17 protein-coding genes are annotated in these 17,418 nt (G+C 50.2%); 11 read left to right on the top strand and 6 right to left on the bottom strand.

What is annotated here, in order from left to right; translation table 11 throughout:
* Window positions 1–112 precede the first annotated feature (112 nt).
* Entirely contained in the window at window positions 113–1,372 is a 1,260-nt protein-coding gene (locus QUE74_RS04875) for a DUF1479 domain-containing protein (RefSeq protein ID WP_000144777.1), read from the top strand.
* 249 nt (window positions 1,373–1,621) lie between these two features.
* Here QUE74_RS04875 and QUE74_RS04870 read toward each other — a convergent pair whose 3' ends face one another.
* A complete protein-coding gene (locus tag QUE74_RS04870) occupies window positions 1,622–3,214 on the bottom strand; it encodes an ABC-F family ATPase (RefSeq protein WP_000961449.1) in 1,593 nt (530 codons plus the stop codon).
* A gap of 218 nt (window positions 3,215–3,432) precedes the next feature.
* On the opposite strand from QUE74_RS04870, the gene ldtB reads away from it, so the two are divergent.
* Window positions 3,433–4,353 carry a L,D-transpeptidase gene (ldtB, locus tag QUE74_RS04865; RefSeq protein WP_001056376.1) on the top strand — a complete coding sequence of 307 codons (921 nt, stop codon included), beginning with the start codon at window positions 3,433–3,435 and terminating at the stop codon, window positions 4,351–4,353.
* A gap of 58 nt (window positions 4,354–4,411) precedes the next feature.
* Here the strand turns inward: ldtB and QUE74_RS04860 are convergent, their stop codons facing one another.
* Both QUE74_RS04860 and mntR read right to left on the bottom strand, forming a co-directional pair.
* The gene (locus QUE74_RS04860) at window positions 4,412–5,530 is read right to left on the bottom strand and encodes an anion transporter (RefSeq protein ID WP_000056408.1); all 1,119 of its coding nucleotides are present in this window, start codon (window positions 5,528–5,530) and stop codon (window positions 4,412–4,414) included.
* Window positions 5,527–5,994 (bottom strand): manganese-binding transcriptional regulator MntR, encoded by a 468-nt coding sequence (gene mntR, locus QUE74_RS04855; protein WP_000091016.1) that lies wholly within the window; start codon window positions 5,992–5,994, stop codon window positions 5,527–5,529. The genes QUE74_RS04860 and mntR overlap by 4 nt, the downstream gene beginning before the upstream one ends.
* Window positions 5,995–6,179: 185 nt before the next feature.
* Between mntR and mntS the strand changes: the two genes are divergently transcribed.
* Both mntS and opgE read left to right on the top strand, forming a co-directional pair.
* Window positions 6,180–6,308 (top strand): manganase accumulation protein MntS, encoded by a 129-nt coding sequence (mntS, locus tag QUE74_RS04850; protein WP_001001761.1) that lies wholly within the window; start codon window positions 6,180–6,182, stop codon window positions 6,306–6,308.
* 271 nt (window positions 6,309–6,579) lie between these two features.
* Window positions 6,580–8,163 (top strand): phosphoethanolamine transferase, encoded by a 1,584-nt coding sequence (gene opgE / locus QUE74_RS04845; RefSeq protein WP_001054694.1) that lies wholly within the window; start codon window positions 6,580–6,582, stop codon window positions 8,161–8,163.
* Between the two features lie 48 nt (window positions 8,164–8,211).
* Here opgE and ompX read toward each other — a convergent pair whose 3' ends face one another.
* Together ompX and QUE74_RS04835 are read right to left on the bottom strand one after the other, a co-directional pair.
* Complete coding sequence (gene ompX, locus QUE74_RS04840; protein ID WP_001295296.1) at window positions 8,212–8,727, bottom strand: outer membrane protein OmpX; 516 nt, start codon at window positions 8,725–8,727, stop codon at window positions 8,212–8,214.
* A 52-nt stretch (window positions 8,728–8,779) separates the two neighbouring features.
* Window positions 8,780–8,845 (bottom strand): protein YliM, encoded by a 66-nt coding sequence (locus QUE74_RS04835; protein ID WP_120795379.1) that lies wholly within the window; start codon window positions 8,843–8,845, stop codon window positions 8,780–8,782.
* Window positions 8,846–9,079: 234 nt separating this feature from the next.
* On the opposite strand from QUE74_RS04835, the gene rhtA reads away from it, so the two are divergent.
* The 6 genes from rhtA (at window position 9,080) to ybiO (ending at window position 15,778) form a co-directional block, all read left to right on the top strand.
* A complete protein-coding gene (gene rhtA, locus QUE74_RS04830; protein ID WP_001295297.1) occupies window positions 9,080–9,967 on the top strand; it encodes a threonine/homoserine exporter RhtA in 888 nt (295 codons plus the stop codon).
* A gap of 298 nt (window positions 9,968–10,265) precedes the next feature.
* Window positions 10,266–10,769, top strand: a complete 504-nt coding sequence (gene dps, locus QUE74_RS04825; RefSeq protein ID WP_000100800.1) for a DNA starvation/stationary phase protection protein Dps — start codon at window positions 10,266–10,268, stop codon at window positions 10,767–10,769.
* Between the two features lie 403 nt (window positions 10,770–11,172).
* Window positions 11,173–11,919, top strand: coding sequence for a glutamine ABC transporter substrate-binding protein GlnH (glnH, locus tag QUE74_RS04820; RefSeq protein ID WP_000843866.1), 747 nt, complete (start codon window positions 11,173–11,175; stop codon window positions 11,917–11,919).
* Window positions 11,920–12,057: 138 nt separating this feature from the next.
* Window positions 12,058–12,717, top strand: a complete 660-nt coding sequence (gene glnP / locus QUE74_RS04815) for a glutamine ABC transporter permease GlnP (RefSeq protein WP_001159065.1) — start codon at window positions 12,058–12,060, stop codon at window positions 12,715–12,717.
* Window positions 12,714–13,436 (top strand): glutamine ABC transporter ATP-binding protein GlnQ, encoded by a 723-nt coding sequence (gene glnQ / locus QUE74_RS04810; protein WP_000569080.1) that lies wholly within the window; start codon window positions 12,714–12,716, stop codon window positions 13,434–13,436. Before glnP ends, glnQ begins: the two co-directional genes overlap by 4 nt.
* 116 nt (window positions 13,437–13,552) lie before the next feature.
* Entirely contained in the window at window positions 13,553–15,778 is a 2,226-nt protein-coding gene (gene ybiO, locus QUE74_RS04805) for a mechanosensitive channel protein (protein WP_001267262.1), read from the top strand.
* Here ybiO and rlmF read toward each other — a convergent pair.
* Complete coding sequence (gene rlmF / locus QUE74_RS04800) at window positions 15,775–16,701, bottom strand: 23S rRNA (adenine(1618)-N(6))-methyltransferase RlmF (protein WP_001275947.1); 927 nt, start codon at window positions 16,699–16,701, stop codon at window positions 15,775–15,777. The genes ybiO and rlmF overlap by 4 nt on opposite strands.
* Window positions 16,702–16,976: 275 nt before the next feature.
* Between rlmF and mcbA the strand changes: the two genes are divergently transcribed.
* Entirely contained in the window at window positions 16,977–17,237 is a 261-nt protein-coding gene (gene mcbA / locus QUE74_RS04795; protein ID WP_001354863.1) for a DUF1471 family periplasmic protein McbA, read from the top strand.
* The last annotated feature ends 181 nt before the right edge of the window (window positions 17,238–17,418 follow it).

Here is a 17,418-nt window from a genome sequence, read left to right as displayed (position 1 = left end):
TTTTGCTCACTTTGTGCACTTACTCAAGATTTTCATCTTGCGTTAACTTATTTTTAACTTAAAGTATCAATCATAACTATTTTTACTTTCGAACGAAAGCTGTGAGGTTGATATGACTTTTACCTATGAGACACTGCCAACAGATGCGAAAACGGCTATCCGTAAGATGAAAGCGGAGCTGCGACAACAGATCGGCGATGTACAACAGGTCTTCGATAAACTCTCTGCAAAAATCGAAGCACGTGTAGCAGAAATAGACGCCCTCAAAGGGCAAGGATTACCGGTTTGGCCGGAAGTCCCATATAGCGACGTTGCAGCAGGTACAGTGAGTGAAGCCACGCGCAATGAAATTAAACGTCGCGGCTGTGCAGTAATTAAAGGCCATTTCCCCCGCGAACAGGCACTGGCATGGGATCGCGCAATGCTTGACTATCTTGATGCCAATCATTTTGATGATGTTTATAAAGGTCCCGGCGACAGCTTCTTTGGATCGCTGGAGGCATCTCGTCCTGAAATCTACCCTATTTACTGGTCGCAGGCACAAATGCAGGCGCGACAAAGTGACAATATGGCGGCGGTGCAATCTTTCCTTAACCGCCTGTGGAAGTCTGAAAGCAACGGCAGGCAGTGGTTTGATCCCGATATTAGCGTGATCTATCCGGACAGGATCCGCCGCCGCCCACCAGGCACGACGTCTAAAGGTCTGGGTGCACACACTGATTCTGGGGCGCTGGAACGTTGGTTATTACCCGCTTATCAGCGTGTTTTTGCCCATGTTTTCAACGGTAATGTCGACGATTACGATCCGTGGGATGCTGCATACCGTACTGATGTTGAAGAGTACACGGTGGATAACACCACAAAATGTTCGGTGTTCCGCACTTTTCAAGGCTGGACGGCGCTTTCCGATATGTTACCAGGACAGGGATTATTGCATGTGGTGCCAATCCCGGAAGCGATGGCGTATGTTTTATTGCGCCCACTGCTGGATGACGTACCGGACGATGAGTTGTGTGGGGTCGCTCCTGGCAAAGTTCTGCCCATTTCAGAGAAATGGCATCCACTACTGATTAAAGCACTCACTTCCATTCCAGCTATTACAGCGGGGGATTCCGTCTGGTGGCACTGCGACGTGATCCACTCCGTCGCACCGGTAAATAATCAACAAGGCTGGGGGAACGTGATGTATATCCCTGCCGCGCCGATGTGTGAGAAAAACCGGGCTTATGCGCATAACGTCAGGAAAGCACTGGAAAAAGGGGCATCACCGGGCGATTTCCCTCGAGAAGATTATGAAACAAACTGGGATGGCCGATTTACGCTGGATGATCTGAACATTCACGGTAAGCGCGCGCTGGGCATGGATGTTTGAGAGGTGATGGATTAGTAGAAGTGAATTGATGTGAGGTTAAGAAAGCAGGTTCGGTGTTGCTCAGATTGCTGACAAAGTGCGCTTTGTTCATGCCGGATGCGGCGTGACCGTCTTATCCGACCTACAAAATCATGCAAATTCAATATATTGCGATACACTGTCAGGCCTGATAAGCGTAGCGCATCAGGCAATTTTGCATTTGTCATCAGTTTCAGTAGCCCTGGCCATATCAGGGCTACTGATAATAACTTACTCGATCCCTTTACTACGCAGGTAATCTTCGTAATTACCGCTAAAGTCGATCACGCGTTCCGGGGTGATTTCCAGAATTCGGGTCGCCAGGGAGCTTACAAACTCACGGTCGTGAGAAACAAAGATCAGCGTGCCCTGATACAGTTCCAGCGCCATGTTCAGCGACTCAATGGATTCCATATCCAGGTGGTTGGTCGGTTCGTCCATGATCAGAATATTCGGCTTCTGCATCATTAACTTACCAAACAGCATCCGCCCTTTTTCTCCACCGGAAAGCACTTTCGCTGGCTTTTTGATGTCGTCCTGGCTGAACAGCAAACGACCGAGAATGCTGCGTACCGCCTGCTCGTCATCGCCTTCCTGCTTCCACTGACTCATCCATTCGAATACGGTCAGATCATTTTCGAACTCATATTCGTGGTCCTGGGCGTAGTAACCAATGCGCGCGTTTTCAGACCATTTTACGGTGCCGCTGTCCGGTTGCAGATCGCCCACCAGCGTTTTCAGCAGCGTTGATTTACCGACGCCGTTGGTACCCAGTACCGCCAGTTTTTCACCCACTTCCAGCAGCAGGTTGAGATTTTTAAACAGGGGACCGTTATCAAACCCTTTGGTCAGATCTTCCACTTCCAGCGCGTTACGGAACAGTTTCTTATCCTGTTCAAAACGGATGAACGGGTTCTGACGGCTGGAGGCTTTCACCTCTTCAAGTTTGATTTTATCAATCTGGCGTGCGCGCGAAGTTGCCTGGCGAGATTTCGAGGCGTTGGCACTAAAGCGGCTAACGAAAGATTGCAACTCAGCAATCTGCGCTTTCTTCTTGGCGTTATCAGCCAGCAGACGTTCACGCGCCTGAGTCGCCGCCGTCATGTACTCATCGTAGTTGCCCGGATAAACGCGCAGTTCACCGTAATCCAGATCCGCCATGTGGGTACAAACCATGTTAAGGAAGTGACGGTCGTGCGAGATGATGATCATGGTGCTGTCACGCTCGTTCAGCACCTGTTCCAGCCAACGAATGGTGTCGATGTCGAGGTTGTTGGTCGGTTCGTCGAGCAGGAGAATGTCCGGATCAGCAAACAGCGCCTGCGCCAGCAGCACACGCAGCTTCCAGCCAGGAGCAACTTCACTCATCGGGCCGTAGTGCTGTTCCACTGGAATTCCCACGCCAAGCAACAGTTCACCAGCGCGAGCTTCCGCAGAGTAACCGTCCATTTCGCCGTATTTCACTTCCAGATCGGCCACTTTATAGCCGTCTTCTTCACTCATTTCCGGCAAAGCATAGATGCGGTCGCGCTCCTGCTTCACTTCCCACAACTCTTTATGCCCCATGATCACCGTATCCAGCACGGTGAACTCTTCAAAGGCAAACTGATCCTGACGCAATTTACCAATGCGCTCGTTGGGATCGAGGGAAACGTTACCCAGCGTCGGCTCTAAGTCGCCGCCAAGGATCTTCATAAAGGTGGATTTACCACTACCGTTCGCGCCAATCAGGCCGTAACGGTTGCCGCCGCCAAACTTGACGGAAATGTTTTCAAACAACGGCTTACTGCCGAACTGCATGGTGACGTTACTGGAAACTAACACAGGCGTATCCTGAAAAGAGATATGACAAACCGCGTATTATGCCATAAGTCTGAAAGAAGATCCCGTCCCCCGCTTAAGGTCTACACTCTTCCCAAAGGCAAAAAATGTGATTTCGTACACATCTGATTTCACTGTGAGCTGGAATGAACTTATAATGCGCTTCCAATACTCTAATATTCTCAACCCAATGGCCTGCCAGGCACAAAATCTCGCTTAACATGAATATGAAATTGAAAACATTATTCGCAGCGGCCTTCGCTGTTGTCGGCTTTTGCAGTACCGCCTCTGCGGTAACTTATCCTCTGCCAACCGACGGGAGTCGCCTGGTTGGTCAGAATCAGGTGATCACCATTCCTGAAGGTAACACTCAGCCGCTGGAGTATTTTGCCGCCGAGTACCAGATGGGTCTTTCCAACATGATGGAAGCTAACCCGGGTGTGGATACCTTCCTGCCGAAAGGCGGTACTGTACTGAACATTCCGCAGCAGCTGATCCTGCCGGATACCGTTCATGAAGGCATTGTCATTAACAGCGCAGAGATGCGTCTCTATTACTATCCGAAAGGCAGCAACACCGTTATCGTGCTGCCCATCGGCATTGGTCAGTTAGGCAAAGACACGCCTATCAACTGGACCACCAAAGTTGAGCGTAAAAAAGCAGGCCCTACCTGGACGCCGACCGCCAAAATGCACGCAGAGTACCGCGCTGCGGGCGAACCGCTTCCGGCTGTCGTTCCGGCAGGTCCGGATAACCCGATGGGGCTGTATGCACTCTACATCGGTCGCCTGTACGCTATCCATGGCACCAACGCCAACTTCGGTATCGGCCTGCGTGTAAGTCATGGTTGTGTGCGTCTGCGTAACGAAGACATCAAATTCCTGTTCGAGAAAGTGCCGGTCGGTACTCGCGTACAGTTTATTGATGAGCCGGTAAAAGCGACCACCGAGCCTGACGGCAGCCGTTATATTGAAGTCCATAACCCGCTGTCTACCACCGAAGCCCAGTTTGAAGGTCAGGAAATTGTGCCAATTACCCTGACCAAGAGCGTGCAGACAGTAACTGGTCAGCCTGATGTGGATCAGGTCGTGCTGGATGAAGCGATCAAAAATCGTTCCGGGATGCCGGTTCGTCTGAATTAATCTTCAAAACTTAAATTAAAAGGCGGACTCATAATCCGCCTTTTTTATTTGCCAGCACCTAGCTGGCCGGGAACATAACTAACAAAACGTATCCCACCAGCGCCGCCCACAACAGCATCGGTATTGAATAGAGATGGAAACGCCACCAGATACGGCGATCGTTTGCCATCCGTAACGCAATCAAATTTGCCAGCGATCCGGGTAATAAACCAAAGCCACCCACGTTTACCGCCCATGCCAGTAATAAAGACGGTGGCACATAATTGAGCAGCAAAATCGTGCTCGGCACGTTACTGATCACCTGCGATAAACCAATTGCCGTTAACCATAATCCGGGTTCGGATAAATGGCTCACATTGCTCAACACGCCCTGCAAAGCTGGCAGTTGGGTCAGCAAATGGACGTCGATAAACATCGCCATAAATACCAGCAGCAGAGTCCAGTCCACGCTGATCACCACGCGACGAGCCAGCAGCGCAAAGCCCGCCGCTACAATCACCAGTCCCCACAGCTCTTGTTTTAACTCCAGCGCCGTCAGAAAGACGATATACAGCCCCAGACAACTCCACACCAGCCGCGGTTTCCACTCAGGTGTTTGCGCCCCCGTATGATATTGCAGCGCCTTTCCAGGGAAACAACACCAGCACAGTAGCAGGAGTGTCAGCATCATTGCGCCAGCCAGCGGTGCCATTTGGGCAATAAACCCGGCAAACGAAAGACCAGAACGACCCCAGATAAGAATATTTTGCGGGTTGCCAATCGGCGTCAGTAGCGAACCCGCATTGACTGCCAGCGCCTCAAAAATAATCAGTCGATTAACCGGGATCTCACACAGTCTTTTTAGTGTGATTGTCAGCGGAACAACAATAAACAGCGCGACATCGTTGGTCAGAAATGTTGAAAGCAACGCCGCCGCCAGCACCATAAACATTGCCAGCCGACGCTCAGTAGCAAAGCGGCGCACCATTTTGCGCCCCAGCACATCAAAATAACCGCTTAACTCCACACCTTTGGTCAGCAGCATCAGGCCACTGAGGGTGATGATAGTGTGCCAGTCGATAGCAGCAAGCCAGGATTTCGGTGCAAAGGGAACGAAAAAACTTAATCCGATGCCAACAAGAATTAATAACTGAAAAAAGCGATCGCCTTGTAGCGTGCGTAAAAAAGGCAGGCTCATTTGGCACCGTGTTTCTGGGTAAACAAACGAAAGGCATCCAGCGTCTCTTCACTGACATGGTGCTCCATGCCTTCCGCGTCGCGACGAGCGATTTCCGGGCTGACGCCCAACACCAACAAGAAATTTTCGACTATCTGATGTCGCTCGCGGCTTTCCTGCGCCAGTTTCTCTCCTTCTGCCGTTAAAAACACGCCACGCCAGGGGATCATTTCAATCAGCCCCATGGTTGCCAGTCGTTTGAGCATTTTAGCCACCGTCGGTTGCGAAACGCCCAGACGAGCAGCCATGTCCACCTGACGAGCTTCCCCCACTTCCCTGATCAAGTCAGAAATCAGCTCAACGTAATCATCAATAAGCTCGCGCCGGTGTGCCTCTCTGACCTGGCGGAACCCTTCAACGTGCTCTTCCACATTCACTAACTGCGTCACTTTTTTTGCTGTTGGCGTACCTGCGCGACGACTCATTGTGCTTCCTCATTATGGTGACGCATACATAGCGTTCTCATTTCGTGCGCACATTGTAAACCAGAGTTGCGAAGGTACAAAAAATTAACGTTTTAGCAATAGCTATATAATATAGCCTGTGCTATATCTGTATGTAATGCAATCATCCCTCAAGGATCGACGGGATTAGCAAGTCAGGAGGTCTTATGAATGAGTTCAAGAGGTGTATGCGCGTGTTTAGTCATTCTCCCTTTAAAGTACGGTTAATGCTGCTCTCTATGTTGTGCGATATGGTCAACAACAAACCGCAGCAAGATAAACCTTCCGATAAATAGCGGCGTCGCGGTACGCCGCTTCACTCCTGCTTTTATGCAGGCACAACGCGTTTTGCTCTGAAAAACCCCACTTTTTGTCGGATTTGCAATCCCCTTCGCAAAAGATTTGTTCGTCAGTAGTTGACCTGAACGGCAGCTCGCTCTATCTTCTTGCAGCCCTGCGTATATTGCGGCTCGCGGATGCGGACCCTTTTCCCCTCTTCACGCACTCTTGCAGGTATTGACCCTTGACGCCAGGGTAAGCACATGGCGTTTGTTACGATAGTGGCATATGAATTTAACCCTCAAAGAATCGCTTGTTACCCGTAGCCGGGTATTTAGCCCGTGGACTGCGTTCTACTTTTTACAGTCGCTATTAATTAACCTCGGCTTAGGTTACCCCTTCAGTTTGCTATACACCGCCGCATTTACGGCTATTTTGCTTTTGCTATGGCGAACATTGCCTCGCGTACAAAAAGTTCTGGTCGGTGTCAGTTCGCTGGTGGCGGCTTGTTATTTCCCTTTTGCTCAGGCCTACGGCGCGCCTAACTTCAATACCTTGCTGGCATTGCATTCCACCAATATGGAAGAGTCGACCGAAATCCTGACGATTTTTCCGTGGTACAGCTACCTGGTCGGCTTATTTATTTTTGCGCTCGGCGTAATAGCAATCAGGCGGAAAAAAGAGAGCGAAAAAGCGCGCTGGAATACCTTCGACAGTCTGTGTCTGGTATTCAGTGTGGCGACATTTTTTGTTGCTCCCGTGCAAAATCTGGCCTGGGGCGGCGTATTTAAACTGAAAGATACTGGCTATCCGGTATTTCGTTTTGCTAAGGATGTCATCGTCAATAATAACGAGGTGATTGAAGAGCAAGAACGGATGGCAAAACTTTCCGGAATGAAAGATACCTGGACGGTCACTGCCGTTAAGCCGAAGTATCAGACCTATGTGGTGGTGATCGGTGAAAGTGCGCGTCGCGATGCCCTCGGTGCCTTTGGCGGTCACTGGGATAATACCCCGTTTGCCAGCAGCGTTAACGGTTTGCTTTTTGCTGACTACATTGCTGCCAGTGGCTCCACGCAGAAATCGCTTGGCTTAACACTCAATCGCGTAGTCGATGGCAAACCACAGTTTCAGGATAACTTTGTCACCCTGGCAAATCGCGCGGGCTTTCAGACGTGGTGGTTTTCCAATCAGGGCCAAATCGGCGAATACGATACCGCCATCGCCAGCATCGCCAAACGGGCAGATGAAGTGTATTTCCTGAAAGACGGTAATTTTGAAGCAGATAAAAACACTAAAGACGAAGCGTTACTGGATATGACCGCGCAGGTGCTGGCGCAAGAACACTCGCAACCGCAACTGATTGTTTTACATCTGATGGGCTCACATCCACAGGCCTGCGACCGGACACAAGGCAAATACGCAACCTTTGTGCAATCGAAAGAAACATCATGCTATCTCTATACCATGACACAAACGGACGATTTGTTGCGTAAGCTGTACGACCAGTTACGCAATAGCGGCAGCAGCTTCTCGCTGGTTTACTTTGCGGACCACGGTCTGGCCTTTAAAGAACGCGGCAAAGACGTGCAATACCTTGCCCATGATGATAAGTATCAGCAAAATTTCCAGGTGCCTTTTATGGTCATTTCGAGCGACGATAAAGCGCATCGGGTGATTAAAGCCCGCCGTTCAGCCAATGACTTTTTAGGCTTTTTCTCGCAGTGGACGGGAATTAAAGCGAAGGAAATTAACATCAAATACCCGTTTATATCTGAGAAGAAAGCCGGGCCGATATACATCACCAACTTCCAGTTACAGAAGGTGGATTACAACCATCTCGGAACCGATATTTTCGACCCGAAACCTTAAAACAAAAAATCCGCCCCGAGAGGCGGATTTTTTATATCACCGAAGTGATTAGAAGCGGTAACCAACACCGGCAATCCAGGTGCCTACGTCAACGCTACGAATACGGCTCTGCTCGTAAGAGAAGTCCAGAGCAACGTTTTCCATCGGGTTGAACTGCAGACCAGCACCGTAGGAGAAACCGTAGTCGCTGGTGTCGTGTTTGTAGGTCGGGTATTCAGTGGTCTGGAATTTACCATAACCCACACCCACTACACCGTAGATGCTTGCCCAGTCGTTAATGCGGTAAGCCGGACCAGCAGTGATGCCGTAGTACTGGTTTTTGTTGTAGTCACCAGAGCTTGCAGTACGGCTTTTCTCGGTGTAAGTGAAAGAACCGATCACACCCAGCGGGCTGTTGTCTTCTTCATAGCGGTATTTCAGGTTGAAACCGCCCATTTTGTTCATTTGGCCCTGAGCGTCGCTCTGTGCGTAACCGCCAGTTACGGTAGAAGTCGCAGCTACGGAAGTACCTGCGGTGAAAGCCAGAACTGCGGCCAGTGCTGAAAGACATGCAATTTTTTTCATAACCACCTCAAATGTGATTCAAATAAGTCCTAAGTTTTAAATATATCAAAAATTAATGGGAAACTCTTCGCGATTTATGATGTCTAACGGGCCATTTCATGTAACAGAACGTTTCCATAAACCGCTATCCATCTAAATTTAAATCACTTTTTCAGAGAACTGCGTAAGTATTACGCATGTATTCCCTGTCATTCATCCAGATTATTCCTAATCACCAGACTAATGATTCCATCAATCCTGGCGCATTTTAGTCAAAACGGGGGAAAATTTTTTCAACAAATGCTCAACCAGCATTGAGTATATCCAGTACACTCCACGCTTTACTTAGGTTTAGATATTTGTGGGAGAAAGGATGCCTGGTTCATTACGTAAAATGCCGGTCTGGTTACCAATAGTCATATTGCTCGTTGCCATGGCGTCTATCCAGGGTGGAGCCTCGTTAGCTAAGTCACTTTTTCCTCTGGTGGGCGCACCGGGTGTCACTGCGCTGCGTCTGGCATTAGGAACGCTGATCCTCATCGCGTTCTTTAAGCCATGGCGACTGCGCTTTGCCAAAGAGCAGCGGTTACCGCTGTTGTTTTACGGCGTTTCGCTGGGTGGGATGAATTATCTTTTTTATCTTTCTATTCAGACAGTACCGCTGGGTATTGCGGTGGCGCTGGAGTTCACCGGACCACTGGCGGTGGCGCTGTTCTCTTCTCGTCGCCCGGTAGATTTCGTCTGGGTTGTGCTGGCGGTTCTTGGTCTGTGGTTCCTGCTACCGCTGGGGCAAGACGTTTCCCATGTCGATTTAACCGGCTGTGCGCTGGCACTGGGGGCCGGGGCTTGTTGGGCTATTTACATTTTAAGTGGGCAACGCGCAGGAGCGGAACATGGCCCTGCGACGGTGGCAATTGGTTCGTTGATTGCAGCGTTAATTTTCGTGCCAATTGGAGCGCTTCAGGCTGGTGAAGCACTCTGGCACTGGTCGGTTATTCCATTGGGTCTGGCGGTCGCTATTCTCTCGACCGCTCTGCCTTATTCGCTGGAAATGATTGCCCTCACCCGTTTGCCAACACGGACATTTGGTACGCTGATGAGCATGGAACCGGCGCTGGCTGCCGTTTCCGGGATGATTTTCCTCGGAGAAACACTGACACCCATACAGCTGCTGGCGCTCGGCGCTATCATCGCCGCTTCAATGGGTTCTACGCTGACAGTACGCAAAGAGAGCAAAATAAAAGAATTAGACATTAATTAAATTTACATTTCTGCATGGTTATGCATAACCATGCAGAATTTCTCGCTACTTTTCCTCCACACCGTCTTTATATATCGAATTATGCAAAAGCATATTTATTCCGAAAATTCCTGGCGAGCCAATAAATAAGAATTGTTCTTATCAATATATCTAACTCATTGAATTTTTATTAGTTTTGTTTTTCACGCTTGTTACCACTATTAGTGTGATAGGAACAGCCAGAATAGCGGAACACATAGCCGGTGCTATACTTAGTCTCGTTAATTACTGGGACATAACATCAAGAGGATATGAAATTATGAGTACCGCTAAATTAGTTAAATCAAAAGCGACCAATCTGCTTTATACCCGCAACGATGTCTCTGACAGCGAGAAAAAAGCAACAGTAGAGTTGCTGAATCGCCAGGTTATCCAGTTTATTGATCTTTCTTTGATTACCAAACAAGCGCACTGGAACATGCGCGGCGCTAACTTCATTGCCGTACATGAAATGCTGGATGGCTTCCGCACCGCACTGATCGATCATCTGGATACCATGGCAGAACGTGCAGTGCAGCTGGGCGGTGTAGCTCTGGGGACCACTCAAGTTATCAACAGCAAAACCCCGCTGAAAAGTTACCCGCTGGACATCCACAACGTTCAGGATCACCTGAAAGAACTGGCTGACCGTTATGCGATTGTCGCTAATGATGTACGTAAAGCGATTGGCGAAGCGAAAGATGACGACACCGCAGATATCCTGACCGCCGCGTCTCGCGACCTGGATAAATTCCTGTGGTTTATCGAGTCTAACATCGAATAAATCCATCGCTGATGGTGCAGAAATTTAGTAAACGATAACAGCGGCTTCCTGACAGGAGGCCGTTTTGTTTTGCAGCCCACCTCAACGCACTTATTTAGTGCATCCATCTGCTATCTCCAGCTGATTAAGTAAATTTTTTGTATCCACATCATCACACAATCGTTACATAAAGATTGTTTTTTCATCAGGTTTTACGCTAAATAATCACTGTGTTGAGTGCACAATTTTAGCGCACCAGTTTGGTGCCCCAGAATGGTGCATCTTCAGGGTATTGCCCTATAAATCGTGCATCACGTTTTTACCGCATCTCGATAAATCAATGAGTTGCAAAACTGGCACGATTTTTTCATATATGTGAATGTCACGCAGGGGATCGTCCCGTGGATAGAAAAAAGGAAATGCTATGAAGTCTGTATTAAAAGTTTCACTGGCTGCACTGACCCTGGCTTTTGCGGTTTCTTCTCATGCCGCGGATAAAAAATTAGTTGTCGCGACGGATACCGCCTTCGTTCCGTTTGAATTTAAACAGGGCGATAAATACGTGGGCTTTGACGTTGATCTGTGGGCTGCCATCGCTAAAGAGTTGAAGCTGGATTACGAACTGAAGCCGATGGATTTCAGTGGGATCATTCCGGCACTGCAAACCAAAAACGTCGATCTGGCGCTGGCGGGCATCACCATTACCGACGAGCGTAAAAAAGCGATCGATTTCTCTGACGGCTACTACAAAAGCGGCCTGTTAGTGATGGTGAAAGCTAACAATAACGATGTGAAAAGCGTGAAAGATCTCGACGGGAAAGTGGTTGCTGTGAAGAGCGGCACTGGCTCCGTTGATTACGCGAAAGCAAACATCAAAACTAAAGATCTGCGTCAGTTCCCGAACATTGATAACGCCTATATGGAACTGGGCACCAACCGCGCAGATGCCGTTCTGCACGATACGCCAAACATTCTGTACTTCATCAAAACCGCCGGTAACGGTCAGTTCAAAGCGGTAGGTGACTCTCTGGAAGCACAGCAATACGGTATTGCGTTCCCGAAAGGTAGCGACGAGCTGCGTGACAAAGTCAACGGCGCATTGAAAACCCTGCGCGAGAACGGAACTTACAACGAAATCTACAAAAAATGGTTCGGTACTGAACCGAAATAATAATGCTACGCCTGTAAAGCGCACTGGCAGTTCCCTCTCCCCTCTGGGGAGAGGATTAGGGTGAGGGGCGCAAACCCGCTCCGGGGCCGTTAATTACCCTGAATTTGATTATTTACACCACGGTAACAGGAACAACATATGCAGTTTGACTGGAGTGCCATCTGGCCTGCCATTCCGCTTCTGATTGAAGGTGCCAAAATGACCCTGTGGATTTCGGTCCTCGGTCTGGCTGGCGGCCTGGTGATCGGATTGCTGGCAGGTTTTGCACGCACCTTCGGTGGTTGGATAGCCAACCACGTCGCGCTGGTCTTTATTGAAGTGATCCGCGGCACACCTATCGTCGTCCAGGTGATGTTTATCTATTTCGCCCTGCCGATGGCGTTTAACGACTTACGCATCGACCCATTTACTGCGGCGGTGGTCACCATCATGATCAACTCCGGCGCGTACATTGCGGAAATCACGCGTGGTGCGGTGCTGTCTATCCACAAAGGTTTCCGTGAAGCAGGACTGGCGCTCGGTCTTTCACGTTGGGAAACCATTCGCTACGTCATTTTACCGCTGGCACTGCGTCGTATGCTGCCGCCGCTGGGTAACCAGTGGATCATCAGCATTAAAGACACCTCGCTGTTTATTGTTATCGGCGTGGCGGAACTGACCCGTCAGGGGCAAGAAATTATTGCCGGTAACTTCCGCGCCCTTGAGATCTGGAGCGCCGTGGCGGTGTTCTATCTGATTATTACCCTGGTGCTGAGCTTTATTCTGCGTCGTCTGGAAAGAAGGATGAAAATCCTGTGATTGAATTTAAAAACGTCTCCAAGCATTTTGGTCCAACCCAGGTGCTGCACAATATCGATTTGAACATTGCCCAGGGCGAAGTCGTGGTGATTATCGGGCCGTCCGGTTCCGGTAAATCTACCCTGCTGCGTTGCATCAACAAACTGGAAGAAATCACCTCCGGCGATCTGATTGTCGATGGCCTGAAGGTTAACGATCCGAAAGTTGACGAGCGCCTGATTCGCCAGGAAGCAGGTATGGTGTTCCAGCAGTTTTACCTCTTCCCGCATCTGACGGCGCTGGAAAACGTCATGTTTGGTCCGCTACGCGTGCGTGGCGCGAACAAAGAAGAGGCGGAAAAACTGGCGCGTGAGCTGCTGGCGAAAGTCGGTCTGGCAGAACGTGCACATCACTACCCTTCCGAACTTTCTGGTGGTCAACAGCAGCGTGTGGCGATCGCCCGCGCGCTGGCGGTAAAACCGAAAATGATGCTGTTCGATGAACCGACTTCCGCTCTTGACCCGGAACTGCGCCATGAAGTGCTGAAGGTTATGCAGGACCTGGCTGAAGAAGGGATGACGATGGTGATCGTGACCCACGAAATCGGTTTTGCCGAGAAAGTAGCTTCGCGCCTTATCTTTATCGACAAAGGCCGGATTGCGGAAGATGGCGATCCGCAGGTGTTGATCAAGAACCCACCGAGCCAGCGCTTGCAGGAATTTTTGCAGCACGTCTCTTAACTTCTCAGCCTCCCTTTCACCCGAAAGGGAGGAACACCAGATTCCTCTCATTTAAAATCGCCCCTCCTCCAGCATCTATACTTATCTTTTTGCTCTGTTTTCTCACTGGAGGAGTCATGCGGTGGATCCTGTTCATCCTCTTCTGCCTGCTGGGCGCACCTGCCCATGCGGTATCCATACCCGGCGTTACAACCACAACGACAACGGACTCAACGACTGAACCGGCCCCGGAACCGGATATCGAACAAAAAAAAGCGGCCTATGGCGCACTGGCGGATGTGCTGGATAATGACACCTCGCGTAAAGAGTTGATCGACCAGTTGCGCACCGTCGCCGCTACGCCTCCTGCGGAACCCGTACCGAAGATCGTGCCGCCGACGCTGGTTGAAGAGCAAACCGTGCTGCAAAAAGTCACCGAAGTCAGCCGCCATTATGGTGAAGCCCTTTCCGCCCGCTTCGGACAGCTTTATCGCAATATCACCGGCTCCCCGCATAAGCCGTTTAATCCACAAACCTTCAGCAATGCGTTGACCCATTTTTCAATGTTAGTGGTATTAGTGTTTGGTTTTTACTGGCTGATTCGCCTGTGCGCACTTCCGCTGTATCGCAAAATGGGCCAGTGGGCGCGACAAAAAAATCGTGAGCGCAGTAACTGGTTGCAGCTTCCGGCGATGATTATCGGGGCGTTTATTATCGACCTGCTGTTACTGGCACTGACATTATTTGTCGGCCAGGTCTTAAGCGACAACCTGAATGCGGGCAGTCGCACCATCGCTTTCCAACAAAGTTTGTTTCTCAACGCCTTTGCCCTGATTGAATTTTTCAAAGCCGTATTACGCCTGATTTTTTGCCCCAACGTGGCGGAGCTGCGCCCGTTCACGATTCATGACGAGACCGCCCGTTACTGGAGCCGTCGCCTGAGCTGGTTAAGCAGCCTGATTGGCTATGGCCTGATTGTGGCCGTGCCGATTATCTCTAATCAGGTGAATGTACAGATAGGTGCGCTGGCGAACGTCATCATTATGCTGTGCATGACGGTCTGGGCGTTGTACCTGATCTTTCGTAATAAAAAAGAGATTACCCAGCATTTGCTCAACTTCGCGGAGCATTCGCTGGCCTTTTTCAGCCTGTTTATCCGCGCCTTTGCGCTGGTGTGGCACTGGCTGGCAAGCGCCTATTTTATCGTGCTGTTTTTCTTTTCGTTGTTCGATCCGGGCAACAGCCTGAAATTTATGATGGGTGCAACGGTACGCAGCCTGGCGATTATTGGTATCGCCGCGTTTGTTTCCGGTATGTTTTCCCGCTGGCTGGCGAAAACCATCACTCTCTCGCCACATACTCAGCGTAATTATCCGGAACTGCAAAAACGGCTGAACGGCTGGCTGTCGGCGGCACTGAAAACGGCGCGTATTCTGACAGTCTGCGTGGCGGTAATGCTGCTGTTGAGCGCATGGGGATTGTTCGATTTCTGGAACTGGCTGCAAAACGGTGCGGGGCAGAAAACCGTAGATATCCTGATCCGTATCGCACTCATTCTTTTCTTCTCGGCGGTTGGCTGGACGGTGCTCGCCAGTTTGATCGAAAACCGGCTGGCTTCGGATATTCATGGCCGCCCGCTACCCAGCGCCCGTACGCGTACCCTGCTGACGCTGTTCCGTAACGCGCTGGCGGTGATTATCAGTACCATCACCATCATGATTGTGTTGTCGGAAATCGGCGTTAATATCGCGCCATTGCTGGCAGGTGCCGGTGCATTGGGGCTGGCTATCTCTTTTGGTTCGCAAACGCTGGTGAAAGATATCATCACCGGCGTGTTTATACAGTTTGAAAACGGCATGAACACTGGAGATTTGGTGACTATCGGGCCGCTGACCGGCACTGTGGAACGGATGTCGATTCGCTCCGTGGGAGTGCGTCAGGATACCGGGGCGTATCACATCATTCCGTGGTCTTCGATTACCACCTTTGCTAACTTTGTCCGCGGCATTGGTTCGGTAGTGGCAAATTACGATGTTGATCGCCATGAAGATGCTGATAAAGCCAATCAGGCACTGAAAGAGGCGGTAGCGGAATTAATGGAAAACGAAGAAATTCGCGGGTTGATTATCGGTGAACCGAACTTTGCCGGGATTGTCGGCTTAAGCAATACCGCGTTTACACTGCGTGTTTCATTCACCACGCTGCCTCTCAAACAGTGGACGGTCCGCTTTGCCCTCGACAGCCAGGTGAAAAAGCATTTCGACCTGGCTGGTGTTCGCGCGCCGGTACAGACTTATCAGGTGCTGCCCGCTCCGGGCGCGGCCCCGGCTGAACCGCTGCCACCGGGAGAACCAACGCTTTAACGCTGGCGATTGACAAAACGACGGCGTTGCTCGTCGTTCATAAAGGTCCAGGCAATAAAGCGACTCTGCTTTTGCCCCTGGGCCATCTCTTTTTTAACCACTTTCACCGCGCCCACGTCCGTCAGAGCACGATACAACGGCGGCAAGTTTTCGCCACGAGATACCAGCGAGGTAAACCACATAACCTGCTTCGCGAAGCCTTTGCTCTCTTCAATCATCTTTTTGATAAAAGCGACTTCACCGCCTTCACACCACAACTCCTGTTGCTGACCACCAAAGTTCAGTGCATCGTCTTTGTTCAGCCCCAGGTTACGGCGTTTACGTTCACTACCTGCCCGTGCCGCAGCGGCGGAATCGTGGAATGGCGGGTTACACAAGGTCGCGTCGTATTGCTCGTTTTTGTGGATAATACCGTTAAAAATCGCCCCGCTCTCTTTCTGCCGACGCAGACGAATGGCGCGGTTAAGCCCCGGATTAGCACTGATGATCGCCTGCGCGCTGCTTAACGCCTGGCTGCTGGTTTCACTACCGGTAAAACGCCAGCCATATTCGTGTACGCCAATCAGCGGATAAATACAGTTCGCACCAACGCCGATATCCAGAATGCTGGCATTAGCTGGAATTGATCCTGTTGCTTCTGCCAGTAAATCGGCAAGGTGATGAATATAATCCGCCCGGCCCGGTACTGGCGGGCAGAGAAAACCGTCCGGGATATCCCAGTTCGCTACGGCGTAAAAATGGGCCAGCAACGCCTTATTGAGCGCCTTCACCGCCAGCGGATTGGCAAAGTCTACGCTTTGCTCCCCGGCGGGTGTAAGCGTGAGGAATTGCCTGAGTTCAGGATTCACCTGACAAAGCGTGGCGAGATCGTAGCGGCTGTGATGACGGTTGCGCGGATGCAACCCCGGTTTCTGGGCGGACATAGCATTCTCCTTTAAGCAGCGGCGTAAGATACCCGCATAACGCGACAGGGTAAATATCTGGCGTCGTGTATCATGCGCAAAATATGCCACTTATCTTGTTACCCCATCAATTCATCATAAAAATCAGCATCATGCATGTCATTGATTTGTCTTATTTGGTAAAAATATATCGTTCAAAAAATAAGCGCATCTCTGTCAATTTTTTGCGTCATTTTCATCGCCCAGGCGACCTACACTTATCAGGCACTACCCGTTGTATTTATGAGGATGTCATTATGAAAAAGTGCCTCACACTACTGATTGCCACCGTCCTGAGTGGAATCTCTCTCACGGCTTATGCCGCGCAACCGATGAGTAACCTGGACAGCGGTCAGCTACGGCCCGCCGGTACCGTTTCGGCAACTGGCGCATCAAACCTAAGCGATCTGGAGGGTAAACTGGCAGAAAAAGCGCGCGAGCAAGGCGCGAAAGGTTATGTCATTAATTCCGCAGGCGGAAATGACCAGATGTTCGGTACTGCAACCATCTACAAATAACCCCACCAACGTAACTGCATTCGCCTCTGGATGCAGTTTTCGCCTGTTTTGTAATCAAAAAACATCAAATATGAACGCAATGTAAATAAATGTATTTCTTTTTCGCGCAATGGGTGATAGAAAATCGCGCCAAGTGATAATGCTTATCAAAATTATTATCACTTGCACGAACACTATCACG

Origin of the sequence: Escherichia sp. 10290 (genome assembly GCF_030295155.1) — a bacterium.
GTDB lineage: Bacteria > Pseudomonadota > Gammaproteobacteria > Enterobacterales > Enterobacteriaceae > Escherichia > Escherichia coli_F.
This window is presented reverse-complemented; position numbering and strand designations above follow the sequence as displayed.

What these genes read in the sequence shown, in the direction of transcription:
- QUE74_RS04875 (WP_000144777.1), top strand. Translation starts at nt 113, where the DNA reads ATGACTTTTACCTATGAGACACTGCCAACAGATGCGAAAACGGCTATC.
- ldtB (WP_001056376.1), top strand. Translation starts at nt 3,433, where the DNA reads ATGAATATGAAATTGAAAACATTATTCGCAGCGGCCTTCGCTGTTGTC.
- QUE74_RS04860 (WP_000056408.1), bottom strand. Translation starts at nt 5,530, where the DNA reads ATGAGCCTGCCTTTTTTACGCACGCTACAAGGCGATCGCTTTTTTCAG.
- mntR (WP_000091016.1), bottom strand. Translation starts at nt 5,994, where the DNA reads ATGAGTCGTCGCGCAGGTACGCCAACAGCAAAAAAAGTGACGCAGTTA.
- mntS (WP_001001761.1), top strand. Translation starts at nt 6,180, where the DNA reads ATGAATGAGTTCAAGAGGTGTATGCGCGTGTTTAGTCATTCTCCCTTT.
- opgE (WP_001054694.1), top strand. Translation starts at nt 6,580, where the DNA reads ATGAATTTAACCCTCAAAGAATCGCTTGTTACCCGTAGCCGGGTATTT.
- ompX (WP_001295296.1), bottom strand. Translation starts at nt 8,727, where the DNA reads ATGAAAAAAATTGCATGTCTTTCAGCACTGGCCGCAGTTCTGGCTTTC.
- rhtA (WP_001295297.1), top strand. Translation starts at nt 9,080, where the DNA reads ATGCCTGGTTCATTACGTAAAATGCCGGTCTGGTTACCAATAGTCATA.
- dps (WP_000100800.1), top strand. Translation starts at nt 10,266, where the DNA reads ATGAGTACCGCTAAATTAGTTAAATCAAAAGCGACCAATCTGCTTTAT.
- glnH (WP_000843866.1), top strand. Translation starts at nt 11,173, where the DNA reads ATGAAGTCTGTATTAAAAGTTTCACTGGCTGCACTGACCCTGGCTTTT.
- glnP (WP_001159065.1), top strand. Translation starts at nt 12,058, where the DNA reads ATGCAGTTTGACTGGAGTGCCATCTGGCCTGCCATTCCGCTTCTGATT.
- ybiO (WP_001267262.1), top strand. Translation starts at nt 13,553, where the DNA reads ATGCGGTGGATCCTGTTCATCCTCTTCTGCCTGCTGGGCGCACCTGCC.
- rlmF (WP_001275947.1), bottom strand. Translation starts at nt 16,701, where the DNA reads ATGTCCGCCCAGAAACCGGGGTTGCATCCGCGCAACCGTCATCACAGC.
- mcbA (WP_001354863.1), top strand. Translation starts at nt 16,977, where the DNA reads ATGAAAAAGTGCCTCACACTACTGATTGCCACCGTCCTGAGTGGAATC.